The 26,270-nt window shown below is 61.5% G+C and carries 18 protein-coding genes, 6 tRNA genes and 1 other RNA gene; 11 read left to right on the forward strand and 14 right to left on the reverse strand.

Annotated features, from left to right (window positions below; translation table 11 throughout):
* The 8 genes from thrS to FFA61_RS04790 all read right to left on the reverse strand — a co-directional run bounded on the left by thrS (position 1) and on the right by FFA61_RS04790 (position 5,171).
* Positions 1 to 2,028, reverse strand: a complete 2,028-nt coding sequence (gene thrS, locus FFA61_RS04755; protein WP_005963971.1) for a threonine--tRNA ligase — start codon at positions 2,026 to 2,028, stop codon at positions 1 to 3.
* Between the two features lie 244 nt (positions 2,029 to 2,272).
* Positions 2,273 to 3,304 (reverse strand): lipid II:glycine glycyltransferase FemX, encoded by a 1,032-nt coding sequence (locus tag FFA61_RS04760; protein WP_005963976.1) that lies wholly within the window; start codon positions 3,302 to 3,304, stop codon positions 2,273 to 2,275.
* Between the two features lie 11 nt (positions 3,305 to 3,315).
* A complete protein-coding gene (locus FFA61_RS04765) occupies positions 3,316 to 4,563 on the reverse strand; it encodes a carboxylate--amine ligase (protein WP_005963978.1) in 1,248 nt (415 codons plus the stop codon).
* A 142-nt stretch (positions 4,564 to 4,705) separates the two neighbouring features.
* Positions 4,706 to 4,780, reverse strand: a tRNA-Val gene (locus FFA61_RS04770).
* Position 4,781: 1 nt separating this feature from the next.
* Positions 4,782 to 4,852 (reverse strand) — tRNA-Cys (locus tag FFA61_RS04775).
* Positions 4,853 to 4,891: 39 nt separating this feature from the next.
* Positions 4,892 to 4,964, reverse strand: a tRNA-Gly gene (locus tag FFA61_RS04780).
* 61 nt (positions 4,965 to 5,025) lie between these two features.
* Positions 5,026 to 5,097: transfer RNA gene (locus tag FFA61_RS04785), tRNA-Val, on the reverse strand.
* Between the two features lies 1 nt (position 5,098).
* Positions 5,099 to 5,171: transfer RNA gene (locus FFA61_RS04790), tRNA-Gly, on the reverse strand.
* Positions 5,172 to 5,756: 585 nt separating this feature from the next.
* On the opposite strand from FFA61_RS04790, the gene FFA61_RS04795 reads away from it, so the two are divergent.
* On the forward strand, positions 5,757 to 6,308 hold the full coding sequence (locus tag FFA61_RS04795; RefSeq protein WP_005963982.1) for a DUF3000 family protein: 552 nt from the start codon (positions 5,757 to 5,759) through the stop codon (positions 6,306 to 6,308).
* Between the two features lie 18 nt (positions 6,309 to 6,326).
* Positions 6,327 to 7,556, forward strand: coding sequence for an HRDC domain-containing protein (locus FFA61_RS04800; RefSeq protein ID WP_131247384.1), 1,230 nt, complete (start codon positions 6,327 to 6,329; stop codon positions 7,554 to 7,556).
* Positions 7,557 to 7,571: 15 nt separating this feature from the next.
* Here FFA61_RS04800 and dxs read toward each other — a convergent pair whose 3' ends face one another.
* On the reverse strand, positions 7,572 to 9,461 hold the full coding sequence (gene dxs / locus FFA61_RS04805; protein WP_005963988.1) for a 1-deoxy-D-xylulose-5-phosphate synthase: 1,890 nt from the start codon (positions 9,459 to 9,461) through the stop codon (positions 7,572 to 7,574).
* Between the two features lie 175 nt (positions 9,462 to 9,636).
* Between dxs and FFA61_RS04810 the strand changes: the two genes are divergently transcribed.
* A complete protein-coding gene (locus FFA61_RS04810; protein ID WP_040314293.1) occupies positions 9,637 to 11,637 on the forward strand; it encodes a S9 family peptidase in 2,001 nt (666 codons plus the stop codon).
* A complete protein-coding gene (locus FFA61_RS04815; RefSeq protein ID WP_005963992.1) occupies positions 11,634 to 13,475 on the forward strand; it encodes a chloride channel protein in 1,842 nt (613 codons plus the stop codon). Before FFA61_RS04810 ends, FFA61_RS04815 begins: the two co-directional genes overlap by 4 nt.
* A 225-nt stretch (positions 13,476 to 13,700) precedes the next feature.
* On the opposite strand, the gene rnpB is transcribed toward FFA61_RS04815, so the two are convergent.
* Positions 13,701 to 14,058, reverse strand: an RNA gene (gene rnpB / locus FFA61_RS04820) — RNase P RNA component class A.
* Positions 14,059 to 14,098: 40 nt separating this feature from the next.
* Here rnpB and yaaA point away from each other — a divergent pair.
* Positions 14,099 to 14,914, forward strand: a complete 816-nt coding sequence (gene yaaA / locus FFA61_RS04825; protein WP_005963994.1) for a peroxide stress protein YaaA — start codon at positions 14,099 to 14,101, stop codon at positions 14,912 to 14,914.
* Positions 14,915 to 15,166: 252 nt separating this feature from the next.
* Here the strand turns inward: yaaA and FFA61_RS04830 are convergent, their stop codons facing one another.
* Together FFA61_RS04830 and FFA61_RS04835 are read right to left on the reverse strand one after the other, a co-directional pair.
* The gene (locus FFA61_RS04830) at positions 15,167 to 15,907 is read right to left on the reverse strand and encodes a zinc ribbon domain-containing protein (protein ID WP_005963996.1); all 741 of its coding nucleotides are present in this window, start codon (positions 15,905 to 15,907) and stop codon (positions 15,167 to 15,169) included.
* Positions 15,904 to 16,752 (reverse strand): Nif3-like dinuclear metal center hexameric protein, encoded by an 849-nt coding sequence (locus FFA61_RS04835; RefSeq protein WP_005963998.1) that lies wholly within the window; start codon positions 16,750 to 16,752, stop codon positions 15,904 to 15,906. Before FFA61_RS04835 ends, FFA61_RS04830 begins: the two co-directional genes overlap by 4 nt.
* A 150-nt stretch (positions 16,753 to 16,902) precedes the next feature.
* Between FFA61_RS04835 and lipB the strand changes: the two genes are divergently transcribed.
* The 5 genes from lipB to FFA61_RS04860 all read left to right on the forward strand — a co-directional run bounded on the left by lipB (position 16,903) and on the right by FFA61_RS04860 (position 22,174).
* Positions 16,903 to 17,532 carry a lipoyl(octanoyl) transferase LipB gene (gene lipB / locus FFA61_RS04840; RefSeq protein WP_005964002.1) on the forward strand — a complete coding sequence of 210 codons (630 nt, stop codon included), beginning with the start codon at positions 16,903 to 16,905 and terminating at the stop codon, positions 17,530 to 17,532.
* Positions 17,529 to 18,587, forward strand: coding sequence for a lipoyl synthase (lipA, locus tag FFA61_RS04845; protein ID WP_005964004.1), 1,059 nt, complete (start codon positions 17,529 to 17,531; stop codon positions 18,585 to 18,587). The genes lipB and lipA overlap by 4 nt, the downstream gene beginning before the upstream one ends.
* A 1-nt stretch (position 18,588) precedes the next feature.
* A complete protein-coding gene (locus tag FFA61_RS04850) occupies positions 18,589 to 20,103 on the forward strand; it encodes a class I adenylate-forming enzyme family protein (protein ID WP_005964006.1) in 1,515 nt (504 codons plus the stop codon).
* A gap of 79 nt (positions 20,104 to 20,182) precedes the next feature.
* Positions 20,183 to 21,514, forward strand: a complete 1,332-nt coding sequence (locus tag FFA61_RS04855; protein WP_005964009.1) for an NAD(P)/FAD-dependent oxidoreductase — start codon at positions 20,183 to 20,185, stop codon at positions 21,512 to 21,514.
* Positions 21,515 to 21,841: 327 nt separating this feature from the next.
* A complete protein-coding gene (locus FFA61_RS04860) occupies positions 21,842 to 22,174 on the forward strand; it encodes a NifB/NifX family molybdenum-iron cluster-binding protein (RefSeq protein WP_005964012.1) in 333 nt (110 codons plus the stop codon).
* Between the two features lie 280 nt (positions 22,175 to 22,454).
* Here the strand turns inward: FFA61_RS04860 and FFA61_RS04865 are convergent.
* Together FFA61_RS04865 and FFA61_RS04870 are read right to left on the reverse strand one after the other, a co-directional pair.
* Positions 22,455 to 22,531: transfer RNA gene (locus tag FFA61_RS04865), tRNA-Val, on the reverse strand.
* A gap of 84 nt (positions 22,532 to 22,615) precedes the next feature.
* The gene (locus FFA61_RS04870; protein WP_040314299.1) at positions 22,616 to 23,014 is read right to left on the reverse strand and encodes a DUF3052 domain-containing protein; all 399 of its coding nucleotides are present in this window, start codon (positions 23,012 to 23,014) and stop codon (positions 22,616 to 22,618) included.
* A gap of 338 nt (positions 23,015 to 23,352) precedes the next feature.
* Between FFA61_RS04870 and aceE the strand changes: the two genes are divergently transcribed.
* A complete protein-coding gene (gene aceE / locus FFA61_RS04875) occupies positions 23,353 to 26,100 on the forward strand; it encodes a pyruvate dehydrogenase (acetyl-transferring), homodimeric type (RefSeq protein ID WP_005964023.1) in 2,748 nt (915 codons plus the stop codon).
* Positions 26,101 to 26,270 lie beyond the last annotated feature (170 nt).

Here is a 26,270-nt window from a genome sequence, read left to right on the forward strand (position 1 = left end):
TCAGGCCCCGGTCTCGAACAGATCAGCATTGTTTCGGCTCGCGATGTGGCGGTGGATGCGTTCCACGGCCTCCTCGACGGGTACGCCATTGTCCTGGGAGCCGTCGCGGAAGCGGAAAGAAACAGCTCCAGCTTCGACGTCCTCGCCACCGGCGATGAGAATGAAGGGGACCTTCTCCTTCGTGGCGTTGCGGATCTTCTTGCCGAAGCGGTCGTCCGAATGGTCGACCTCGACGCGGACCCCTCGGGCGCGCAACTTCGAGGCGAGCTCAAAGCAGTAGTCGTCGAAAGCATCGGCAACCGGGACGATCTTGACTTGGACCGCACTAAGCCAGGCCGGGAATGCGCCCGCGTAGTGTTCGGTGAGTACGCCGATGAAACGCTCAACAGAGCCGAGCTTGGCGGAGTGGATCATGATGGGACGCTGGTGGGTGCCATCGGCGGCCGTGTACTCGAGGTCGAAACGTTCGGGCTGGTTGAAGTCGTACTGGATGGTCGACATCTGCCAGGTGCGCCCAATCGCGTCCTTCACCTGGACGGACACCTTCGGTCCGTAGAAGGCGGCGCCGCCCGGATCGGGGACGGTCTGAAGTCCGGAAGCTTCGCAGGCATCACAGAGGGCTTTGGTCGCGCTCTCCCAGTCCTCGTCAGAGCCAATGAACTTGTCCTTGTGGGCACCCTCGGTATCGCGAGTGGAGAGTTCGAGGTAGAAGTCGTCCAAGCCGAAGGCCTTGAGGATCGACAAGAAGAAGTCGATCTGCTTGCGGATCTCCTCGCCCGCCTGTTCAGGGGTGCAATAGGTGTGCGAATCGTCCTGAGTGAATCCGCGCATGCGGGTCAGACCGTGGACGACACCGGACTTCTCGTAGCGGTAGTCGTGACCCATTTCGAAGAATCGGACGGGCAGTTCACGGTAGGAGCGTCCTCGTGAACGGAAGATGAGGTTGTGCATCGGGCAGTTCATGGCCTTGAGGTAGTACTCCTGGCCGGCCTTCGTGATGTTCCCCTCCTCGTCGCGCTCCTCATCGACGTTCATCGGGGGGAACATCGTGTCCGCGTAGTAGGGCAAGTGACCGGAGGTGTGGAAGAGCCCGCCCTTGGAGATTTCGGGGGTGTGCACGAAGTCGAAGCCGAACTCCATGTGGCGATCGATCACGTACTTCTCGATCTCGTGGCGCAGCATCGCGCCCTTCGGATGGAAGACGACGAGGCCGGGGCCGATCTCCTCGGGGAAGGAGAAGAGGTCGAGCTCTGTTCCGAGTTTGCGGTGGTCGCGTTTGGCGGCTTCAGCCATGCGGTCCTGGTAGGCCTTGAGGTCGTCCTTCGACGCCCAGGCGGTTCCGTAGATGCGTTGGAGGGAATCGCCGGACTGGTCGCCCTTCCAGTAGGCGGAAGAGGACTTCGTCAGGGCGAAACCATTGCCGATGAGTCTCGTGGAGGGCAGGTGCGGGCCTCGGCACAGGTCTTTCCATGCGACGCTTCCGTCGCGGCGCACATTGTCGTACATGGTCAGCCCGCCTGCGCCGACCTCAACATTCGCTCCTTCAGCGCCTTTGCCTTTGGTGGTGACGAGTTCAAGCTTGTAGGGCTGCTCGGCGAGTTCGACGCGCGCCTCCTCCTCGGTGATGGTGCGGCGCCTAAAACGCTGCCCCTCTTTCACGATGCGCTTCATGCGCTTTTCGAGTTCACGCAAGAGCTCGGGGGTGACCGCGTCAATATTGCCGAAGTCGTAGTAGAAGCCGTCGGTGATGAAGGGCCCGATTCCGAGGTTCACATCGGGGAACATGTCCTGAACGGCCTGAGCGAGCACGTGGGTTGTGCTGTGGCGGAGAATGTCGAGTCCCTCCGGGGAGTCGAGGGTGATCGCCGTGACCTCGCAATCGGCCTGGAACGTGGAGTCGAGGTCGGTGGGGGTGCCGTCGACCATGATCGCGACGACGTCCTTGCGGTTCTCATACCAGGTCGTGCCCGTGGTGCCAGTCGCAACGCTCTGTTTCACTCCGTCGATGACGAGCTCGATCTCGGGCACGAGGTCCTCCTTATGGTTGGTGATTCCAGGCTCCCGAAAGTCTACTCGTTCGACTCCCCCTTCTCCGAGTCCACCCAGCCTTGCGCACCGACAAGAGTCGATTCGAAGGCGTGTGGGCGGGCTCAACGGGGATGTTCGGCTCGTCAGGAACCCACAGTCGATCCGAAGACGTGTGGGCGGGCACTCAGAGTCTGCCCCCTCCCCTTGCCCGAGTAAAAGTCACCGGGCAAGGGTCGGATGGGGCTTAGCGAGAGGAGGAGGGCTTTGTCAGCGTGCGCTTGACTCCCATGAGGGTGCGCACCAGCTGGTACTGCCCAGTCGAGACCGGCAAATCCCAAGCTCCTGCGACATCGGTGAAGGATTGGGCGAAACTGCGCTTGTACTTTCCGACGGTGAAGAGTTCGGGGACGCGAACCGAGTGGGCGCCGCGAAGGTCGAGCCCCGTGTAGCCTTCGGCTCCGAGGAGGACCGCGAGTTCGAAGTCGAGGAGCACGGGGGCGCCCATCTGGCGCGAACGAGCCGTTGAAGCACCGTATTCCGCCTGTGCTTTCTTGCCGTTGAGCAAGACGAGATCCCAGCACAAAAGCTCGCCCTCGCCGTCGCGCGCGACGAACAATCTGGCGTGCTCCTCACCGAGGGTGGAGAGCAAATCCGAGTAGACTTCGCTCGCGTGCGGACGGAAACCGTCGCGCTCGGCGGTCTCCACCATGACCCGATAGTATTCGGAGAAATCGTCGCGAGCCTTGTCGGTCTCCTCCACGATGTGTACTCCCGCAGCTTCACACTTCTTCACTGCTCGGCGCACAGAGCGCTTGCCGTCATTGGGCATTGAAGCGAGGACCGCTTCACGCTCGCCCTTGGCGCAGTCGATGATGACCGTCCGGTCGTAGGTGATCGTCTGGAGGACGTCTTCGAGTTCGGGGGCGCTATACCACGCGTGCAGGCGCACGAAAACGATGCCCCGGTCCTTTTTACGGACCCATTCGACAAGATCGCGGCGAAATGCCGCCTCGCGATCCGGTGTCGCCTCCTTGATCCACACCGGACCGTTCTTCGCCCACAGGTATCGCCAGGAGCGCAGGCGGTGCTCGTAGAGGGCGATGACGGCGAGGCACTTCTCGCCCTCGTACCAGCCGAGTAGGCCCCACAGGCTGTGACCTTGAGTAGTGGCGAATGCCTCCCAGTGTTCGGACTGCTCAACGGGCAGACCCCCGATTCCTGAGGCTGCGCGCCTCATGTCCTCGGCCGAGAGTTCTCGAATCTGCGTCGTGGGCATACTGGATCCTTTCAGAACGACCGATCGGTCGCCTCGGGGTAGTAGCGGGCGAATTTTCGATGATGGTTGAGTTTTTGCAGGCGAATCGTGAGATTTCGCCGAAGGTCCTTCTCCACGGGATTGAGGAGAGGATCGAAGCGGAGCCCCGAACGGATGAGTCCCTTCACATGGGCGCGCAGCGAGTCCTCCCGAATGTACTTGAGGAGCAGGGAGTCTGGGACCATCGAGTAGAGAATCTCACGGCTGATCCTCCCTGGTTCGACCCGGCGGTGCTCAACGAGGTCGGCGACCATGACTGTCATCGGGTTGAGTCCGGCGGCGCTCATGTACCAGTTGTTGCGCCCGATGCGCGGGTTGACTTCGAAGAAGACCGCCCGCCCATCACGAGGGTCAATCTTCACGTCGAAATTCGCAAAACCACGGTAGCCGGAGGAGGTGAGGAGGCGTTCAGCCGCGTCCCACAGCGCTGGGAAATCCTCCGTGATCATCGCGACGGGGTTGCCGATCATTGTTGGGGCGTGATCTTCGAGGAGGACGCGCGCCGAACCGATGAGGGTCACCTCCCCGTGTGAATCCACGTAGGCGGTGATGGAACGCATCGCCGTATTGTCCCCGGGGATGAGTTCTTGGACGAGGAAGACGTCGTCAAAGCCTGCCCGGGCGAGCATCTCCCACAGTTCTTCGAGCTGCTCAGCGGACTCGATGAACCAGATCTTGCGTTTTCCTTCGAAGTGGAGGCGATCATAGGGCTCGCCCTTCGCGGCCTTCGCGACCACGGGGAAGGCGAAAGGGATCTCGGGCGGGCGCCAGTTCTCGTCGTAGTGAGCGAAATCAGCTTCAACGCTTCTGGGCGTGTCAATACCCAGCTGCGCACAGGCGCGGGCGAACCCCGCTTTATCCGTCAGCTGGTCGATGATCTCCTGGAAGGGGAAGGGCAAGGCGTAGACGCGGGCGAGGGCGTCGAAGTTTCGTGCGATGAAACTCGAGTGCAGATCATGATTCGCCATGAGCACCAGCTCTTGGCCCTCGTTCGCTTGGGCAATGGCGAGGAGCGTAGCGAGCAGATCGGCATCTGAGATCCCGGATGGGATGTGGTGGACATCGAAGAAGTTCGAGCGGGTAATGGCCACAGCCGGCGAGTTCGACACGCACAGGCACCGGCAGCCGAAAGCCTCGTTGAAAGAGCGGCCGATCCCGTAGACGCCGAAGTCTCCTCCAAGAATGACGGGCAGGAGCGCTGTTGAAGCGTTCGAGGGCATGACACCACCTTGATTGATGAGAGGACAGCCGATTGAGCGCCCCAGCTAAGGATATGGGGCCTGAGCCTGATCCAGCCCGAGGATCGGCAGCGATGAATCAAAATGAGAGAAAAACCCGGAACCGATGGCTCCGGGTTTTCTCTGGTGGGCGATACTGGGATCGAACCAGTGACCTCTTCCGTGTGAAGGAAGCGCGCTACCCCTGCGCCAATCGCCCGAGGTGGGTACGGGATTCGAACCCGTGTATACGGCTTTGCAGGCCGCTGCCTCGCCTCTCGGCCAACCCACCATGTTCTCACCGGAACCGCGTGGGAGTCCGGATTCAACGAGCGGATGACTGGACTCGAACCCGCGACCCTCACCTTGGCAAGGTGATGCTCTACCAACTGAGCCACATCCGCGACTGATCGTTATGCGATCTGTGGAAATACCTCGTCGAGTCCGAAGGAACCGGAACGACAGTGGGCGATACTGGGATCGAACCAGTGACCTCTTCCGTGTCAGGGAAGCGCGCTCCCGCTGCGCCAATCGCCCGAGCGGATGACGGGACTCGAACCCGCGACCCTCACCTTGGCAAGGTGATGCTCTACCAACTGAGCCACATCCGCGTCTCGCTCCGCTCCCCGAAGGGCTCGTTGCGAACAGGGAAAACACTAACAGGCATTTGAGGAAAAGGCGAAATTGAGAGCGAGTTACCCGTGTCACAAGCGGGTGAAAAGTGCAAGATTCCGCGGTTTTCGCGCCGACCGAAACTCTTGGGCAGTTCCGCCTGCGCTTCGAGCGAGCACAAGGTTTTCACCTTCGAAGACGAGCTTGCTGGAACTCAAAGAGCGATCAGAAGCGAACCTTTCCACAGCTGCCGTGATGCACGCTCGTTTCTGGGGTGAAACGATGAGGTACAACAAGTCTTAGCGAATGTGTGGTGACACGCACTCACGCTCAGGCAGGAAGCCCTCTACAGCCTTAACACAACCTTCGACACCGTGACGCACACCCTGGCAGGTATCGATGGCACGAACACCGCCAATTACTGGAAAGGGTGACGCACGCCCACCCGGGTAGGAGACTCCTGCCCCCGCTTGCTTATGGCCACAAGCACCCCCGGCCGCTTGTGAGCGCCGATTCACAGCTCATCTGTGCCAGGGGCGGCGCGCCGGAGGAGGCTGAGAGCCTAAGAATCGTAATCTGAGGCGGTGGACGAGCACGCACTGCCCGATGACTTCGTTCAGGCTCTGCTCAGCCTGCGCGAAGCACCCCGCCACCCCAAAGTCGTTCTCGCAGAGGCTCCCGGCCCCTCCAGGCTCGCACCTTACACGGCTGCGATCGTCATGCGAACTCTCGATGAAGAATTCGACGAACCCTTGGCCACTGGCCGTCTCGTGATCCTCTACGACCCCGACGGCAGTCCCGGTTGGAATGGCACTTTGCGTCTCGTTGCCCAATTCCGCAGCCATATCGACCCTGAAATGAGCGCAGATCCTCTCCTTGCAGAAGCCCTGTGGGCATGGACGGACGAATGCCTCACTGAGGCCGGGGCCGAGTACCACGACCTCAGCGGTACAGTCACCCGGGAAATCTCCGAATCCTATGGGGGCCTCGTTTTGCGTGGCTCCACAATGAATGTTGAAATGCGGGCCTCGTGGACGGCCGTTACCTGCGCCCTCGGCGAACACCTCAACGCGTGGACGGATGTCATGCTGCGAACCTGCGGGGTGTCGTCCCAACGTTTCCTCGAAGGAGTGTGAGGCGTGAAAATCGCCAATATGGATGGGCTTCCCCTCGGGGACACCGAAAACCCCGAGCTCATCGTCACCCCGCGCGGCGGCGTGCCCGCCGTCATCGACACCCCCGATCATTTGAAGCGCGCCGCCAGAGCTTTGAAGAAGGGGCGCGCACCCGTCGCCCTCGATGTGGAACGCGCCCAAGGATTTCGATACGGTAACGATCCTTATCTCGTGCAGATCCGCCGCGAAGACGTCGGCACCTATCTCATCGACACGCACGCCCTCACAGACCTCACGATCTTGAACGAAGGCCTGAAAGAAACGTGGCTCCTGCACGATGCGGCGCAGGATCTGCCCAATCTTCGTCAGCTCGGGCTCGAACCGCCCCTGCTCTTCGACACGGAGATCGCGGCGCGACTCATCGGCTTGGAACGCTTCGGATTGGCCGCAGTGTGCGAACAGGTCCTCGGCCTCGGCCTCGTGAAAGATCACCAGGCCTCCGACTGGTCGCTGCGCCCGCTTCCCAAGGACTGGCTGCGCTATGCGGCGCTCGACGTTGAACTTCTCACCGAGTTGTATCGCAGGCTCTCGCACCGTTTGGATCAACTTGGCCGCTGGGAGTGGGCCGTCGAAGAATGCGCGTATATTGCTTCGCTTCCCGCGCCAAAACCGAAGAAGGAGAAGTGGCGTTCCCTTCCTGGGGCTGGGAAGATCCGCAATCGCCGTGGTCTCGGTGTTCTTGAGGCCCTGTGGAGGACTCGCGAGGAGATCGCACAGGACATCGACCTCGCTCCGGGGCGTCTCGTACGCAATGCTGCTCTTGTTCGAGCGGCGATGGTGCCCCCGCGCAATAGGCGCTCCCTTTTGCAGATCAATGAGTTCCGCTCCCCCGTTGCCCGCCCCTACACCGATCAGTGGCTACGAGCAATCACTCGGGTGATGACCGCCTCAGAGGAGGAGCTTCCCGAAGTGAAGAAGCCTCGCGCTCCAGGTGCCATCCCTGAGCCTCGCTCTTGGGCGCGCATTGACGAGGACGCGGCCCAGCGTTTGCAGGTGGTCCGCACCGCCCTCCTGAAGGTGTCGGAGCGGATTGGGGTTGCGCCCGAGGTGATTCTCGAGCCGAGGATTCAACGCTTTGTCGCGTGGGCACCCCTGGAGGTGAATCGTCCCTCCGGGGATGAGATTGAGGAACGCATGTACGAGCAGGGGGCGAGGAACTGGCAGATGGACTTGTGCCTCGACCCGCTCGCCGACGCCCTCGAGGGGTGAAAGTGAGGCGGGGCCTCAGCCCGCCCGCACATCACCCAGGCTTTCACGCACACGCTGGGCAATCGACTCTGGATCCAGGCCGAGGGCAGCGAGAATATCCGAGCGATCCCCATGCTCGAGGAATGTCTTCGCAATGCCGAGCGTGAGCACCCGAGTTCCCACGCATTTGTCACGCAGGGCCCATCCGAAGCCGCCATCGACGAGGCCATCTTCAATAGTGACAACAAGATCAGCGTCTTTGGCGCATTCGAGCAGTCCTTCTTTCAGGGGAAGCACTCGAATCGGATCGACGACCCGGACCCGAATGCCCTGCTCTTCCAAGATACGAGCCGCTTTCAAGCCCGAAGGAGCGAGAGCTCCCGTCGCAACGAGAAGCACATCAACTGCGCCCGGATCAGGTTCGGAAAGGACATCGACTCCTCCCACGGCGCGCAGCGCGGACATCGCCTCGGGAAGAGATCCCTTGGGATAACGCACCACCGTGGGCCGATCCTCGGCAGCGATGGCCAAACGAAGTGAGTGGCGCAAGCTCGCCTCATCGCGCGGAGCGTAGAGTTCAAGCCCGGGGATGATCTGGCACATCGCAATATCCCACATGCCGTTATGCGAAGCACCATCAACCCCGGTGACCCCAGCCCGGTCGAGCACGATCGTCACCCCCGCCTGATGCAGGGCGACATCCATGAGGAGCTGATCGAAAGCCCTATTGAGGAAGGTCGCGTAGAGGGCGACAACCGGGTGCGCACCCTCGTAAGCCATTCCCGCAGCCGAGGCGAGCGCTTCTTGCTCCGCGATGCCAACATCCACAACCCGCTCGGGGAACTCCTTCTTCATCGGAGCCAAGCCAACGGGCTCCATCATTGCGGCGGTGATACCCACCACCTTCGAGTTCTCTCGAGCGATTTTCACAATCTCTTCAGCGAAGACGCTCGTCCAGCCGAATCGGGCGGGAGCGACCGGCAAACCCGTCTCAGGGTGGATCGGGCCGACGGCGTGGAATCGGTCGGCGATGTCCTCTTCCGCGGGCGTGTAGCCCCTGCCCTTTTGGGTAATCGCGTGCAGGATCACCGGACTGTGCTGCGTTTTTGCGAGCATCAGTTCGTTTTCGAGGGCGACGATGTCGTGTCCGTCGACCGGGCCGAGATACTTCAAGCCGAGATCTTCGAACATGACCTGTGGGACAAGAGCGTCCTTGAGTCCCGTCTTGACGGCGTGCAAAGCATCAAAAGCCGCTCGCCCCGGTTCCCCGAGGGAGAGGAGTTGGCGCTTGCCCCAGGACAGAGCACGCTCATAGCCTTCGGAGGTCCTGAGCGCATCAAGGTGAAGCGCAAGCCCCCCGATAGTCGGAGCATAAGAACGCCCATTGTCGTTGACAATGATGAGGACACGCCGATCCTTCGAAGCGGCGAGGCGGTTGAGCCCCTCCCAGGCCATTCCGCCCGTCAGAGCACCATCACCGATGATCGCGATTGTCCAGGAGTCTTCCCCTTGGCGTCGCTTCTCCACAGAGATCCCATCGGCCCAGGCGATTGAGGAGGAGGCGTGCGAAGATTCGAGGACGTCATGAATGGATTCTTCGCGACTCGGATAGCCCGAAAGACCGCCCGCTTCGCGCAAACGCGTGAAATCCTTACGGCCCGTGAGCATTTTGTGCACATAGGACTGGTGTCCGGTGTCGAAAACGAAGGTGTCCTTCGGGGATTCAAAGACCCGGTGCAAGGCGATTGTCAGTTCGACGACTCCAAGATTCGGGCCGAGATGCCCGCCCGTCTTCGAGACGGAGGAGATGAGAAACTCGCGAATCTCGCGGGAAAGATCAACGAGTTCGGTCGGCGTGAATGCCTGAAGATCCGAGGGCGATTCGATCCGGTCGAGCAGACCGTGTTCCTCTTCCTTCGTGTGCATGATTCGGATTCTAACGGTCCAATGCCGATCAGGAGGAATGGAGCATTCCGCTCGCCCCGCTCGGCGCCTGATGATGGAAGCTTCCGACGAGCAGCCGACCGTGCAGGACTTCATCCGACTAGGATGTGCATCACGAAGCGAAAGACACTTCGAAACGTTCTTCCAAGGAGGAAGCATGTCCGTGAACGTCGCTCCTTACGGCGAGTGGAAGTCCCCCATTACCGGTGAATCCTTCACGGCGAGGAGCGTGACCCTATCTCAGGTCCGAGTCGACGGTCCGGACACCTACTGGGTCGAGGGCCATCCCAAAGAGGATGGACGAGGAACCCTCCTGTGCCGCTCCGCTTCGGGCGTCACCTCCGAGGTCCTCCCCCTCATTGACGGCGTCCGCCTCCCCGATGTTCGCACCAGGGTCCACGAGTACGGCGGGCGCGCCTACGCGGTCCTTGACGGCTTCGTCGTCTTCTCAGACGGTTTTGACTCGCGTGTCTACCGTTTCGACTCGAAAGATCCACATCGAACGGTCACCCCGCTGACGACCCTGTCGAAATCGCGTTTCGGTGACTTCGAAATAGACGAGGTCCGGGGCCTCGTCTACGCCGTAAGAGAAGACCACTCGGGGGTCGGCGACCCCGTCAACACCCTCGTCGCAATCCCCCTCGATGGGAGCGCCGCCAGAGATGACTCCGCAATCATCACTGTTTTCGAAGGCACTGACTTCGTCGCCTCCCCGGTGATCTCCCCCGATGGCACGAAGCTCGCCTGGTTGAGCTGGAATCAGCCGGAAATGCCCTGGACGCGCAGTGCCCTGCATGTGGGCGCCCTCGACTTTGAAGGCCGAATCGGGGTTTCCACGGTCCTCGTCGATACGCCGGATGTGTGCGTGTACGAGCCGCGTTGGACCCTCGACGGCGACCTCATCCACGTTGATGACACGACCGGTTGGGCGAATCTTTTCCGCACGGAGGGCTTCACCTGGCATGAGGGGGATCCTGCGGATGCGTGGGTGTCGAAGACGCGCACCCGGGCCCTGCATCCGGGTACTCAGGCCTTCTCCCACCCGCATTGGCAACTCGGCCTGCATTCCTACGACAACTTCGACAACAACTATCTCGTGTGCTCATGGGCCGAAGACCTCACCTGGCACATTGGTGCGGTCTCCATCTCTAATGGTTTGGCTGAGGAATGGGCGACCGGCTGGTGGCCCATCGGCAATGTGGCCTCCGCTGATGGCCGCGTCGTCTTCCTCGCAGACTCTGCAACCCATACTCCCGCAATCGTGGAGGTCAAGAACGGCAAGACGAGCATCATCCGTCCCTCCTCAGAAGCGGAGATCCTTCCCTCCTTGATCTCCCCCGCTCAGATCGTGTCTTGGCCGACCTCGGATGGCGCCCTCGCCTACGGCTTCTACTATCCGCCGAAGAACCCCGAGTTCCAGGCCCCCGCCGAGGATCTGCCTCCGCTGATCGTCAACGTCCATGGTGGCCCGACCTCCTCGACCCGCCCGGGATTGTCGGTTCCGACCCAGTATTGGACGAGTCGCGGCTTCGCGGTCCTCGACGTCAACTACCGGGGTTCAACCGGTTTTGGCCGCGCCTACCGTGAACGCCTCAACGGGAACTGGGGCGTCATGGATGTGCAGGACTGTGCGGACGGCGCGAAGTCTTTGATCGAACGTGGGCTCGCTGACCCGAAGCGCATCGCGATCCGTGGTGGTAGTGCTGGAGGCTTCACGACTCTCAATGCTCTGGTCCGATCTGATGTCTTTACCGCGGGCACCTCCTTCTATGGGATCGCCGATTTGAAGATGCTCGAGGCGGAGACCCACAAGTTCGAGGCCGGTTATTCTTTCCGTCTCCTCGGCTCTTCCGATTTGTCCGATCCGGTCTGGGAGGATAGATCCCCCCTTTTCCACATCGATGAGATCACGGCTCCGCTCCTGCTCCTGCAGGGTGCTGAGGACCGTGTCGTCCCGCCGAGCCAGGCGCACGCCATGTATGACGCGCTCGTCGCGAAGGGCAATGCCGTCGCTGTGAAGATCTACGAGGGCGAAGGGCACGGTTTCAGGCGCGCAACAACGATCCGGGATGCCTGGGCTGCTGAACTCGCCTTCTACTCGCGGGTCTGGGGACTGGATGTGGAGGTCGAATCCGATCTAGTCGTCACGAACCTGTGAACACTGAGCTCCCACGTTTGAAGGGCCTCGAAGCCTTCGGGGCCCTTCTTGGGCGGCATCGTTTCCTCATCGGCCTCGTCGCGGCTCTCGTTGGCGCGGTCGTCGGGGGCGCTGCCGTCCTCTTTAACCTCATGATCCGAGGCTGGACCTGGGTGTCGACGGGCTATGAGGAGTACACGACGCATACGGGTGCCCCTCATGGTGTTCTCGGGATCGCCTCGTGGGTGTTCCTCCTCGCCTCCCCTGTGATCGCAGCCCTCATCTACGGGCCTCTCGTCCAAAGGTTCGCTCCCTCGGCACGCGGACATGGCATTCCCGAGGTGATGCTCGCAGTGAGGCGCAAAGGTGGGAAGATCCCGGGGCACATCGCCTTCATCAAACTCATCGCCTCTTCCCTCACGATCGGTTCTGGTGGCTCTGCGGGAAGGGAGGGGCCGATCGTCCAGGTCGGCGCTTCTATTGGTTCCTCCTTGGCTTCGAGTCTTCGTCTCCCTCCCTCCAGGGTCGTGCTCCTTGCCTCTTGCGGCGCCGCCGGTGGTATTGCCGCGACCTTCCACGCGCCTCTCGCGGGCGCGGTCTTCGCCCTCGAAGTGATTCTGACGAGTTTCTCGGCGGAGACCTTCGGCTATGTCGTCATCTCCTCGGTGATGGCTTCCCTTGTCGCCAGGGCTCTTCAAGGCGATGAGGCTGTGGTGCGCGTCGGAGGGGATTTGGCTTTCACACATCTTGCGGACATGTGGTGGGTCGTCATTCTCGGCCTCGTCACTGGCCTGGCCGGTTTGGGTTTTTCAAAACTCCTCTACGCGGTCGAAGACCTCATTGATGTCCTGTGGAAGCCCTTGCATCTTCCCGAATGGTCGCGCCCCGCCGTCCTCGGGATTGTTCTCGGCCTCGGTCTCCTGGTCTTCCCTGAAATGTACGGCTCGGGGTATCCAATCCAAGAGGCCGCGATCGCTGGAGAGTATTCACTCGGCTTCCTTCTCCTGCTCGTCTTGGGGCGTGCGCTGTACACCTCTTACACGATCGGCATTGGTGGTTCGGGAGGTGTTTTCGCGCCGACCCTTTTCATCGGTGCGGCCGCTGGCGCCGCTTTCGGGCAGCTCATCGCTCCCCTGACGAATACTCCTGCCGCAGTCTTCGCCGTCATCGGGATGGGCGCCGCTTTCGCCGGTGCCGCCCGCGCCCCCATGACGGCAGTGCTCATCATTGTGGAAATGACCGAACAGTATTCGCTCATCTTGCCGATGATGCTTGCCGTGGTCCTCGCCACTGGGATCTCCCGTTTCCTCACGCGCGCAACGATTTACACGGAAAAGCTGCGGCGCCGCGGCGATATTCTCGACGATCCCGTGGATTCGACGCTCCTGGGGCCTCGGCCTGTGCGTGAATGGATGGGACAAGTCCCCGATTCTCTTCTCGCGTCAACAAGTATTGGTCGGGCGATTTCGAAGATGCGCGCCGCTCATCTTTCCGATCTGCCCGTGGTCGATGAGGATGGGCGTTACCTCGGGCTCGTGTCCGCAATCGATCTTGCTTTGGCCCGCCAAGCGGATTCAGGTCTGGATACTCCCCTTTCGGCGCTCCAATTGTCCGCTCCCTCGGTCTGCGACGATGAGCTTCCCAGTGTCGTCTTGTCGAGACTCCACTCGGCGAATTCTTCTGGTCTTCCGGTCGTCGATGCCAACGCCCAGATCATCGGCTGGGTCTCTCAGGGTGATCTTGTGGAAAGGATGCACCGGGATCAATTGCGCGCCCTTGCGGCACGTACGCAGTCTTCTTTCGGTTCCCGTTGGCTTGAGCGCCACGGACGCTCAGCGCGGTCCCACCACCTCCAGTAACCTTTCCCGGCTACGGACACTGGGAATGCCAGCCTCGCCACGCCCGCTGAGAACCCCGCCCTGGGCCGCTCGGTGAACTCCACTCCGCTCTTTTCTCAGCGGAGAGTTCATCTTTCGAATGACATGGGGCTCTGCACATTCTCGCGATTCTGCGGGGCGATGGGGACGAGAGGCGGTTGAAGCGCTGATGCTGCTCAGTGAGCCTGGCGCGCAGAGAAATGAGAACGGATGAGCCAGTCTGTACGCCGGGTTCTGTACCGTCGAAGACGGTGGCGACCATCTCTCTAGGACCCGCGTTACCACGGGCCTCAAGCGACCTACCCGCAGGACGGGGACGGGCCATCCGCTGCCTGCTGCTCGGTCTTGCTCCGGGTGGGGTTTTCCAAGCCGATCCGGTCACCCGAACCGCTGGTGGGCTCTTACCCCACCGTTTCACCCTTGCCTCGGGCCCAAACCCCAGGCGGTCTATTCTCTGTGGCACTATCCCTCGGGTCACCCCGGGTGGCTGTTAGCCATCACCCTGCCCTATGGAGCCCGGACGTTCCTCGGGAGGTTTCCCTCACGCGGCCGCCCGACCGACTCATCCGCGCGGACCATCATAGCCGAGCCGCTAGCATGCCGATATGTTCATCTGGCTACCGCCCTCCGAATCGAAAAGCACCCCTACCTCGGGTCCGACACTGAATCTTAAAACGCTGACGCACTCTTCGCTTGAGCCTGAACGGACAAGGCTCATCAATGCGCTCGAAGCTTTGGGGGCCGATGAGCAGGCAGCGAAACTCTTAGGACTCGGCCCGACAAAGGCTCATGAGGCCCGCGCGAACCTCCATCTTCTCCACTCCCCCTGCGCTCCAGCCCGTGAGCTCTTCACCGGGGTTCTCTTCACTGCACTCGACCTCCCCACCCTCAATGCGGAGCAGAAAGAATGCGCTCATCGGAGCATCCGCATTTTCTCAGGACTTTTCGGAGTACTCAGCCCCGAAGATCTCGTCCCCGATCATCGCCTCTCCATCGCCTCGAAGCTTCCCGGATTCCTCCCTTTGGCGAAATACTGGCGCCCAGCCCTGGACGAAGCGCTACGCGCAGAGGCTGAGGGCGAATGCGTCGTCGATGCGCGCTCAGGCGGTTACGCCGCCGCCTGCAAAGCTCCCTGGGCGCATCTCATCTCGATTCGCGCAGCCCGCGAAAGGGAGGGCAAAAGACAGATCATCTCCCACGATGCCAAACGCTGGCGCGGACTTGCCTGTAGGGAGCTGCTCGCCCTCGGGGCGAATGCTTCCCCCGACGAGGTCGTTGAGGCCTTGTCCGCATTAGCGGGAACAATCTCGATCACGGATGCCAAGGGGCGGGTCCACCAGATCATTGATGTTGAAATCTTGGAGGCGAAGCCAAGTCGGCAAGGCGGCTCGACAAGGGCTCTGACTCTGGTGACGGATTGAAGAGTTTTCATCAGGGAGTGGCGCGGCTTCCTCAGGGATTGAGGACGCGTCATTGCGGATCGACGAGCTTCGTGCGCGAACAGATGTTGAACCGCGCTCATCCAGCATGGAGCACGGCTGGTCCTGTCGGGCTCGCCAAGGAGGACGCCCAGGGTGAAAACGCCTGAGCGTGAGACGCCTCGACATGCACGCCTCACGCTCAGTCGCGATCTTCAATTTTGCGCCTCAGTCGTGGGCCTGGAGTGTTCAGCCTCAGTCACGCGCCTGCTGGGTCCTGACGACAATCGCTCCGGTGTCTTCGGCCCAGTAAACCTCGTCAGCGGGAGTGGTCCGAATCGTCTCACGCTCCAAAGGAGAGATCTCTGCGGCCATTCCGATTCCCACACCATTGCGCACTTCCAGGACGGCGAGCGCACCGTTCAACGCCCGGACCCTCTCATACTCGTCCAGCAAATCCTTCGCAATAGAAGCGGCGAGTTCACGGCGCTTTGCAATCACCGCGCGGAGCTCATCATCAGCTTCGGCGACCTCCGCCATGAACTCGGCCTTCGTCTGCTCAATCGACGCCTTCATGCCCTCGATCTCACTGAGCATCGATTCGCGAGCCTTCTGAGCGTTCTCGCGCTGTTCCTCAACTGAGAGCTGGTCGTCTTCCAAACGGGAAAGACGAGTCTGCATCTGAGCGATCTCATGCTCCATGGAGGAGATATCACGCAAGGGGACCTCATTCGCCTCAATCCGTCCTCTCTGGCGATCGCGGCGAGCACTGACGAGTTCAATCTCGTGAGTGATGCGCTCAATCTCCCGGGAAAGATCGGAAATGACACTGTTCTGCGTGATCTGTGAACGCTGCAGGTCGTCGATGCGTCCGGCGAGTTCACGCACTGTGGCGTGAGCCGGATGCGAGTCGCGCTGATGGCGCAGCACGGATTCGCGCTGGTCGAGGGCTTGCAGATCCAGCAGAGTCAGCTGATCGCTCGGTTTCGCCTTCACTTCAGTCCTCCTCGTGTCGGCCGGTGGCTGATCCACGGCTCCGTCGCAATCGTAGAGACTTTCACGTCCACAGACACATCCGCCAAACCTACGGCGGCGTCGAGCTTCGATTTGAGTAGCGGCAGCCACGGCCATTCCGTTGCCCAATGGGAACCCGCGAGCAGAGCGGGCGCCCCGCCCTCGAGATGCTCCGAGGCAGGGTGGTGGCGAAGATCCGCCGTGAGGAAGGCGTGCGCACCCGCCCGGCGCGCGTCCTCGAGGAAGGAATCACCCGCCCCTCCCGACACTGCGACCCGAGTGATGATCCTCTCCCGATCCCCACCGAGCAAAAGACCCGTCGGACCCGCAGGCAGGACGGATGCAATGCGATCAGCGAGGGCTTCAAGACTCATCGGCTCGACGCTACCGATTCTGCCGTGGCCGATTGGCCGCCCTTCCTCGTCAACACCCATGGGGACGAGGACCCTCATGTCTTTCAATCCGATGAGCCGACCAAGCGCTTCGCCCACGCCCTCGGGGGATGCGTCCGCGTTCGTGTGGGCGTTGAAAAGTCCAATATTCGCGCGGATGAGGCGGGCGACGCTCCTTCCCTTCGGATCGGATTCCGCAATGAAACTGGTGCCGCGCAAGTAAAGGGGATGATGAGTGAGGAGCAGGTCTGCGCCCCAGTCGATCGCCTCACTGACCGTTGCCTCCACAGGATCCACGGCCAAGAGGATCCTCTCCACCTTCTGGCCCGGATCTCCCAGGATCAGTCCTACCCGATCCCACGACTCGGCACGTTCAGCCGGATACCACTCCTCCATGAGGCTCATCACGTCTTCGAGGCTCCATGTCTGTGTCATCACCCCAGGATACTCAGGGCAAGAGCACTCAGGAGAGGCGAACTCGGGCCCTTCTCCTCCCCATCCCGGTTACGAGTCGCTTCGTGCAACGGTTTATCATGTGAAGTCGTGCGAGTCATTGAGTGTTTAGGACTGGCAAAAGCGGACTACATGGACGTTGACCGCCTTCAACGCGAACTCCATGAGCAGGCCATTGCCGGTGGAGGCGACGCGATCATCGTGTCCGAAATGCAGCCGGTATGGACTGCGGGCCGCCACACCAAACCCGAACACATCCCTGACACCTCGATTCGGGTTATCCACGTCGACCGTGCGGGTTCAGCAACCTGGCATGGTCCCGGTCAGCTCGTGTGCTACCCGGTCGTGAAACTCAAAGAACCTGTCGATCTGTATGCGTGGATCCGGGCAGTCGAAGCCGGGGTGATCGCAACGATCCGCGAAGAATGGCAGCTCCCCGTCCACCGAGTCGAGGGGCGCGCCGGAGTGTGGCTCACCGAAGAGGGGCGGGCGGACCGCAAGATCTGCGCGATCGGTTTGAAGGTCGCGCGAGGAGCGACATTGCACGGCATTGCCCTCAATGTCGATATTGATCCGGCCTCGGCTTTCAGCGGCATCATCCCCTGCGGCTTGAGTGACGCAGATGTCACGAGCCTGTCGTGGGAGGGGGTCCACACGGATGTGCGCTCCGCAGCCCATCTGCTTCTCCCCCACCTATTCGCCCACATCCGCCCCCTGCTCGCCAAGCCCGATCAAGAACTCGAAGATTGGATCGTCCGATGAGTACTCTGCCCGATCCTGAAGGCCGCAGACTTTTGCGCGTCGAGGTGCGCAATGCTCGAACCCCGATTGAGAAGAAGCCGGAGTGGATTCGAACGACGGCGATCGCGGGCCAGAACTATCAGGACATGCGCGATCTTTCTCACCACAAGGGCCTTCACACGGTGTGCGCGGAGGCGGGTTGTCCGAATATTTACGAATGCTGGCAAGACCGCGAGGCGACATTCCTCCTTGGTGGCGCCGTGTGCACGAGGCGCTGCGATTTTTGCGATATCGCGACCGGGCGCCCCAGCGAATACGACCAAGACGAGCCGAGGCGCATCGCCGAATCCGTTGCGCAATTGGAACTGAGGTACGCGACGATCACGGGAGTCACCCGCGATGATCTGCCCGACGGCGCGGCCTGGCTCTACGCCGAAACCTGTCGCCGCATCCACGAGCTGAGCCCGTCGACGGGTGTCGAGCTCCTCGTCGATGATTTTCGGGGTCACAACGAGTCAATCGACATGGTGATCGAGGCGGCGCCCCAGGTTTTCGCCCACAACCTCGAAACGGTTCCCAGGATTTTCAAGAAGATTCGCCCCGCTTTCCGCTACGAGCGTTCCCTTGCCATGATCCAGCGAGCCCACGACGCGGGCATGGTGACGAAGTCGAATCTCATCCTCGGGATGGGCGAGACGCGCGAAGAGATCTCAGAAGCCCTTCACGACTTGCACTCTTCGGGATGTGATCTCCTCACCGTCACCCAGTACCTGCGGCCCTCTGCCCTGCATCATCCGATTGACCGGTGGGTGCATCCCGAGGAGTTCCTGGAAATCGCAGCCGAGGCTGAGGAGATGGGTTTCGCGGGAGTAATGGCCGGGCCTCTTGTGCGTTCCTCGTATCGGGCGGGCCTGCTGTGGGCGAAGGGCATGAAGGCCCGTGGCTTTGAGATTCCTGCCCGCTTCGCGCATTTGGATGACTCGGCGTCAACTCTTCAGGAGGCGAGCACGGTCTTGGTGAAGCTTCGCGAGCGCCGGGAACGTCGCGCCGCTGTCCGCGAAGAGGTGGGCGCCTGAGGTGTCCACGCCGGACTACTCGCCCGCCAGGGCACTCATGAGGGCCGCGCGTCAGCGCCCTCATCGTGATTCGATCATCTGGCTTCCCGAGGGGCACAAGTGGAGTGTCTCCGATTCTGCTGAGGCGGTGAGGCGAACAGCTTCTTATCTGCGTGCCCTGGGGATCGGCGAGGGCGATCGGGTCGTCCTCGCCGCGGCGAATACCCCCTGGTGCTATGTCCTGCATTGCGCCTGCTCGTGGCTGGGCGCCGTCACCGTTCCCCTTTCAGAGCGCCTCCCCCTCCCTGTTTTCAAAGAGCTGCTCGTCTCGGTTAAGCCCCGTCTCCTCCTCCTTGACGAGGGCCTTGCCTTACCCGGGACTCTCCTTGACGAGGGCCTTGCCCTGCCCGGGACACTCCTTAAGGATTTCACCTCCGAGGCCCTGTCTGCTGAACCGATTGAGGGCGAGCCGCCGAAAAGGAGCGATGAGATCGCGGCGATCGTTTTCACTTCTGGGAGTGCGGGACGCACCCGAGGTGTCGAGCTCACGCATTCGCAGCTGTGGTGGGGGTCGATGTGCTTTCGTGACGGTTTCGAGTACTGCCCGGGCCACGAGGTCTTGGGGGTGTGCGCACCGATCTCCCATATCGGGGGCTTCAATGGGACGACTATTGATGTCTTCACTCACGGCGGCACCCTGGTCGTTTTCCCCACTTTCGACCCCCGCCAGGTTCTTCTCGCGATTGAGGAGCATCGGATCACGATGATGTTCCTCGTGCCGATCATGTGTCATCTCCTCCTCGATGAGAATGCCCATGTGCTCGCCGATCTGTCTTCTTGGGCGCGTCCCCTCATCGGGGGTGATCTGCTCTCTGCCGCGCTCGCCGCCAGGATGCGCGAAGCGGGGCTGCGTCCGATTCACGTGTGGGGAATGACGGAAACGAGCGGTGCCGGGCTCATGGCCTCCCCGGATTCGGGGGCTCCTACGGGGGCTTTAGGAGCTCCCTTCCCCTATGTGGATGTCCGCCTCGTGGACGAGGACGGGGCCGAGACGCCTGCCGGGACTGTCGGGGAGATCGAGGTACGAGGCCCGGGGGTTGCCTCGTCTTTCCTCAACGCTGGAGAAGAAGGTCCTGCCAGGATCCGGGAGGGTTGGCTGCGCACCGGCGACCTCGCGACTCGCGACGAGGCGGGCTGGTTCATGATGCTGGGCCGCAAGTCGCGGATGATCAACACGGGTGGTGAGCTTGTCGCCCCCACGAGGATTGAGGAGCTTCTCCTTTCACTTGCCGAAGTGGAGGGTGCCTGTGTTGTGGGAGTTGCCGATGCGAGATGGGGGCAACGAGTGGCGGCCCTCCTTGTTCCCCGTGCAGGTGCAGACGCCCGTGATGCCCTCGAGATCGCCCGTTCGCTCGATGAGCTTCTCGCCCCTTGGGAGCGCGTCCGACAGGCCCTATGGGTCGAGGCGATCCCGCTTCTTCCCAATGGGAAGCCGAATGCTCCTGAGGTTCAAAGGATTTTGGAGGCTCTGGGCTGAGGCCCATGAAGTTCCTCGTATTCCAGATCACCAAAGCAATTTGCTAACATTCTCCTTGCTTAATTATTGAGGAGGATTCGTGCACCGCATCGTCATCATCGGCTCCGGCTTCGCCGGACTCACCGCAGCGAAGTCTTTGAAAGGCGCCGACGCCGAAATCACACTGCTCGCAAGAACGAGCCACCACCTCTTCCAACCCCTGCTCTACCAGGTGGCCACCGGAATCCTCTCCGAAGGCGACATCGCACCGACGACCCGCGAGATCCTCAAACGCCAGAAGAACGTCAAGGTCTTCCAAGCGCTCGTCGAAGACATCGATACCGAAAACAGAATCGTCATCTGGCGCAATCACAACGACACCCACGAAACCCCCTACGACACCCTCATCGTCGCCGCAGGCGCAGGCCAGTCCTACTTCGGTAAGGACGAGTATGCCGTTTTCGCACCCGGTTTGAAGACAATCGACGATGCCCTCGAATTGCGCGCACGCATCTTCAACTCCTTCGAAAAGGCCGAGATCGCCACCGATCCTCGCGAGGTCGACAAGCTCCTCACCTTCGTCGTCATCGGAGCAGGACCGACAGGCGTGGAGATGGCCGGCCAGATCCGCGAACTCGCCTCCCACACTCTCAAAGAGGAGTTCCGCAGCATCGATCCGAAGAAGGCCCGCATCCTCCTCGTCGACGGGGCTGAGCGCCCGCTCCCCGTCTTCGGAGAGCACCTCGGCGATGTGACGCGCCGTGAACTCGAAAGCCTCGGCGTTGAGGTCATCACCGGAGCCCTCGTCACCGCCCTCGATCACGACTGCGTCGAGTTGAAGTTTCACGATGGAACGAGCAAGAGAATCGAATCCGAGTGCAAGGTCTGGGCCGCCGGCGTCCAGGCGAGCGAACTCGGACGGGTCCTTGCGAAGCGGACCGGGGTCGAACTCGACCGCTGCGGACGAGTCCTCGTCGAGTCCGATCTCAGCGTGCCCGGACACCCTGAGATCTTCGTCCTCGGAGACATGATGAGCGTCCCCGGCGTCCCCGGTGTTGCGCAGGGGGCAATCCAATCTGCACGCCATGCGGCTGCCACAATCATTGCGCGCTTGAAAGGGCGAAAGGCTCCAACGGCGTTCTCCTACCGCGACAAGGGGTCCATGGCGACTATCTCCCGCTTCAAAGCGGTCGTTAAAATCGGCAACTTCCGTTTGAGCGGGGTCAGTGCCTGGCTCGCTTGGTGCTTCTTGCATCTGCTCTACATCGTCGGCTTCAAGTCCCAGCTCACGACCCTCGTGCACTGGTTCTTCAGCTTCACAACGAATCTGAGGCCCCAGCGCACAGTAACGAACCAGCAGCTCGTCGGCCGTCTTGCCCTCGAAAAGCTCGGGGCGGGTTCTTCGGGTCGTCTCGTCGCGGGCGAGGAATAGCTCCGGGCATCCTCTTTGCGTCACAGGGAGATTTGAGCCTCGAAGTGTGCACAGGGCGCGCACGAGGCTTGAAGCTTGCGAGCGTGGCGCCCAAGCGGTCTGAGCGCCACGCTCGGCTGTGCTGAAGATCCACGCAGCACTGAGCTCCTTGAGCTTCGAAGTCCTCGAGGAAGTCCTGCGTTTTCGCCCCTGGCTTCACCAGGTGTTTGCCCAGCTCTGCACACACATGAGCTGCCGAGGGGCGGGCCGGGGAGTAGCCTCTATAGAACGAGCCCCGAGGCATTGCTCCTGATGCGAGGCAAAGTTCGAGATGATTGAGGAGAAAGCATGCGGATCGCACTGCCCGTCAACGGTGAGGATCTTGATCCCCGTTGGGGAAAAGCCCATGACGTCGTCGTGACTGAAGTGGACCACGGGGAAATCTCTTCCTGGGAGCTTCATGAAGTCGAATGGGACCGCCTCCACGATGAGGGGCCCCACGGAACGCATCACGCCAGGATCGTCCGCTTCCTCATTGCCAACAAGGTCGACACGGTTGTGATCGATCACGCCGGTCAATCGATGCTCAACACTATGGCCAAGATGGGGCTTCGGGTGATCACAGGGCAGACGGGCTCGGCACGTCAAGCGGCCCTTCGTGCGGCCGCACCGCAGCCCTGAGTTTGAGTCTTTGTCGAGGGCGGGGCGGTTTCGAGTACTCACTCTTCACCTTCGAGCGCTTTCAAGTACCAGCCGCTTCGCCCTCGGGGATCGTGCGAATACACTCTGCGTCGCAGCCCGGCGAACAACGAGGTGTGCCCTGTGAAAATGCGGTACCTCGCACTCAAGGATCAGCCGTTCTTTGTGTGGATCGTCGAGCTGTGTCTTTCCAGCCCTGGTCTCCCCTGAGGCTCCTGTGCTCTGCTCATGCCTCGACGGTACTCGCAGGGCAGATCCCATATGGTGGGCCCGGCCGGGTTCGAACCGACGACTTCTGCGGTGTAAACGCAGCGCTCTGACCAACTGAGCTACAGGCCCTTAGCGGCAAGCGGCCAGTGTAGCGGCCACCGCCTCAGGGCGCATCTCGCCTCATCAGTGGCGAGATGCGTTCCTTGTGAATAATCAGCGGGTACGCGGACGGGCGGTCAAACGAATACCCGCCCAGTCGGAACCAAGAGAAGCGGCCGAGGTCGAATGCAAGCCCGCGACCTTCGCAGCATCCTCAACATCGGCAACCGGAAGGAAGCCGGTGCGCCCCGGCTTGGGGATGAGGACCCAGATCAGTCCGCCATCGTCAAGATTCGACATTGCATCGACGAGGAGATCTGCAAGATCCTCTTCTTCGGCGTCCTCCGAACGCCACCAGACGATCGCGCCGTCAACGACGTCGCCGTAGTCTTCGTCAACGATCTTTTCGCCGGTTTCAGATTCGATCGAATCGCGAATCCCCTGGTCGGCGTCCTCGTCGACGTAGAACTCCTGAACGATTTGTCCCTGAGTGAATCCGAGGCTCACCGTCATGAGCAACCGCCCTTCGACGAGAGCGCTCGGTGCGCTGAAGATGTGAACACCCGGCCATCGTAGTCCACTAAGGTCCTTCTTCTCCATCTGCTTACAAAGGGCCTGTCCCACACGCTGACAAGCGGCCTTCCCCACACACCTCTTGAGCCCCGCGTCTTCACCTCAACCCCAAGTGTGAGGAGCTCAATACTTCTCAGGGAAAGGCGCCCCAAATGAGTGATGAATCATGGGCCTTCAGTCCCGAATGCACTCGCCAAGCGTGCGCGCGCAGTGGAGAATGGACGTCGGGAGCACGCAGATGTGCACACCAGCCGACACGAGGAAGAAGAGGGTGTTTCGTGAGTTATTCAAACGAGAGCCATCCCGTCGTCAACGGACTGCTCAGCCAAGTCCCGGACAATGATCCGGAGGAAACCTCGGAATGGGTTGAGTCCCTCTCCGGGCTGATCAATGAGAAGGGCGGCCCTCGAGCCCGCTACATCCTTCTCCACATGCTCGACAAGGCGCGCCGCGAAGGCGTCTCCCTTCCTGCCGAGTACACCACCCCTTATGTCAACACCATCCCGGTTGAACAGGAACCCTACTTCCCCGGCGATGAAGCCATGGAGCGCCAATACCGCCGTTGGATCCGCTGGAACGCGGCCGTCCAAGTGACGCGCGCGCAGCGCCCCGGTGTGAAGGTCGGCGGGCACATCTCCTCATACGCTTCCGTCGCGACCCTCTACGAGGTCGGCCTCAACCACTTCTTCCGCGGCAAGGACCACCCCGGCGGTGGCGATCACGTGTTCTTCCAGGGGCACGCCTCCCCCGGTCCCTACGCCCGCGCATTCCTCGAAGGGCGCCTGAGCGAAGCAGAAATGGACGGCTTCCGCCAGCAGGCCTCGAGCGAGCACGGGCTCCCCTCCTACCCGCACCCGCGTCAGCTCCCCAACTTCTGGGAATATCCGACTGTCTCCCTCGGTCTTGGCCCCGCTGAGGCGATCTACCAGGCGTGGTTCGACCGTTACCTGCACCTTCGCGGAATCAAAGACACCTCCCAGCAGCACACGTGGGCCTTTATCGGCGATGGCGAAATGGATGAGCCAGAATCTCGCGGCATGCTCCAGCTCGCCGCCCAGCAGGGCCTCGACAACCTCACCTTCGTCATCAACTGCAACCTGCAGCGCCTTGACGGTCCGGTCCGTGGCAACGGCAAGATCATTCAAGAGCTCGAAGCCTTCTTCAAGGGCGCGGGCTGGAACGTCATCAAGGTCATTTGGGGACGCGGCTGGGATCAGCTCCTCGCATCCGATAAGGACGACGCCCTCGTCAATGTCATGAACGAGACCCTGGACGGCGACTACCAGACTTTCAAGGCGAATGACGGCGCCTACGTGCGCGAACACTTCTTCGGTCGCGACCCGCGCACGAAAGCGATGGTCCAGAACTGGACTGACGAGCAGATCTGGGCCCTTCAGCGCGGCGGACACGATTACCGGAAGGTCTACGCCGCCTACAAGGCCGCCATGGAACACACGGGCCAGCCGACCGTGATCCTCGCGCACACCATCAAGGGCTACATCCTTGGATCGCATTTCGCGGGACGCAACGCGACTCACCAGATGAAGAAGCTGACGCTCGAGGACGCCAAGCAGTTGCGTGATCGCCTGCAGATCCCGATCTCGGACGCCGAACTTGAGCGCGATCCCTACATGCCGCCCTACTACAAGCCCGCAGATGACGACCCGGCTCTTCTGTATATGAAGGAACGGCGCGAAAAGCTCGGCGGTTGGGTCCCCGAGCGTCGAGACGAACGCAACCCGAAGCTGCCTCCCCTGCCGACCAGGCCATTCGAAGGCCTGTCGAAGGGATCAGGCTCGCTCGAGGTCGCCACGACCATGGCACTGGTGCGACTCCTCAAGGACCTCTTCAAGGACAAGCAGCTCGGTCGCTATTTCGTTCCGATCATCCCGGACGAGGCCCGCACCTTCGGCCTTGATGCGATCTTCCCCTCCGCGAAGATCTTCAACACTCACGGTCAGAACTACACGGCCGTTGATGCCGAGATGATGCTCTCCTATAAGGAGTCCGAGCAGGGCCAGGTCATGCACACGGGCATCACCGAGGCGGGTTCGGCTGCAGCCTTCCAGGTTGTCGGCACGGCCTACGCGACCCACGACCTGCCGATGGTCCCCGTCTACATCTTCTACTCGATGTTTGGCTTCCAGCGTACCGGCGACCAGTTCTGGGCGGCCGGGGACCAGCTCGCCCGTGGTTTCGTCATTGGGGCGACCGCCGGTCGGACGACTCTTGCGGGCGAGGGCCTGCAGCACATGGACGGCCACTCCCCGGTGCTCGCCTCCACGAACCGTGCTTTCGTCATCTACGATCCGGCCTACGCCTACGAGATCCGCTACATCATGGAGGACGGCCTTGCCCGCATGTACGGCGAGGACGATGGTCGCGACCCGAATGTCATGTACTACATCACCGTCTACAACGAGCCAATCCGTCAGCCCGCCGAACCTGAGAACGTGGATATCGAGGGCATCAAGCGCGGCATCCACCGCGTTAAGGAGCATTCGAATAATGGTGGCGCGAAGGTTCAGCTCCTCGCCTCAGGCGTGGGCGTTCCTTGGGCCTGCGATGCGAAGCGGATGCTCGCCGAGGACTGGGGTGTTGACGCGGCCGTGTGGTCGGTGACCTCCTGGAATGAGCTGCGTCGAGACGGTCTTGAAGCGGATGAGCACAACTTCCTTCACCCGGAGGAGGCTCCGCGCACCGCGTATCTCACGGAGAAGCTCTCAGGTTGCGAAGGCCCCTTCATCGCGACCTCGGACTTCGACACCCTCACGCAGGATCTCATCCGTCAGTGGGTGCCGGGCGAATACCGGGTGCTCGGTGCCGACGGCTTCGGCATTTCCGACACCCGCCGCGCTGCGCGCCGCTTCTACCACATCGACGCCGAGTCCCTGGTGGTACGCACCTTGCAGACCCTCGCAGATCAGGGGCGGATCGATCGTTCTCTCGTCAAGCAGGCGATCGATCGTTACGAGCTGTTCAATTGCCAGATCGCGCCTGCAGGAGACCTTCCCAACGAAGACTGAGCGCACAGACGATTGAATGAGTGAGCTGCCCTCCCCACAAGGGGAGGGCAGCTTCCTTGTGTTTCCGTCGCTCTGGCATTTTGCCGTTCTGGGACTTTCCCTCTCTCGGATTCTCACAAGCTGGGGTTCTGATCGTTTAAGAGCCAAGTCCTTCACGCGCTCGGACAGTG

The sequence above is a fragment of the Schaalia cardiffensis F0333 genome, from assembly GCF_005886435.1.
Classification (GTDB): Bacteria; Actinomycetota; Actinomycetes; order Actinomycetales; family Actinomycetaceae; genus Pauljensenia; species Pauljensenia cardiffensis.

What these genes read in the sequence shown, in the direction of transcription:
- FFA61_RS04835 (WP_005963998.1), bottom strand. Translation starts at nt 16,752, where the DNA reads ATGACACAGACATGGAGCCTCGAAGACGTGATGAGCCTCATGGAGGAG.
- FFA61_RS04800 (WP_131247384.1), top strand. Translation starts at nt 6,327, where the DNA reads ATGGATGGGCTTCCCCTCGGGGACACCGAAAACCCCGAGCTCATCGTC.
- yaaA (WP_005963994.1), top strand. Translation starts at nt 14,099, where the DNA reads ATGTTCATCTGGCTACCGCCCTCCGAATCGAAAAGCACCCCTACCTCG.
- FFA61_RS04810 (WP_040314293.1), top strand. Translation starts at nt 9,637, where the DNA reads ATGTCCGTGAACGTCGCTCCTTACGGCGAGTGGAAGTCCCCCATTACC.
- FFA61_RS04860 (WP_005964012.1), top strand. Translation starts at nt 21,842, where the DNA reads ATGCGGATCGCACTGCCCGTCAACGGTGAGGATCTTGATCCCCGTTGG.
- dxs (WP_005963988.1), bottom strand. Translation starts at nt 9,461, where the DNA reads ATGCACACGAAGGAAGAGGAACACGGTCTGCTCGACCGGATCGAATCG.
- lipA (WP_005964004.1), top strand. Translation starts at nt 17,529, where the DNA reads ATGAGTACTCTGCCCGATCCTGAAGGCCGCAGACTTTTGCGCGTCGAG.
- FFA61_RS04870 (WP_040314299.1), bottom strand. Translation starts at nt 23,014, where the DNA reads ATGACGGTGAGCCTCGGATTCACTCAGGGACAAATCGTTCAGGAGTTC.
- FFA61_RS04760 (WP_005963976.1), bottom strand. Translation starts at nt 3,304, where the DNA reads ATGCCCACGACGCAGATTCGAGAACTCTCGGCCGAGGACATGAGGCGC.
- FFA61_RS04765 (WP_005963978.1), bottom strand. Translation starts at nt 4,563, where the DNA reads ATGCCCTCGAACGCTTCAACAGCGCTCCTGCCCGTCATTCTTGGAGGA.
- lipB (WP_005964002.1), top strand. Translation starts at nt 16,903, where the DNA reads ATGGACGTTGACCGCCTTCAACGCGAACTCCATGAGCAGGCCATTGCC.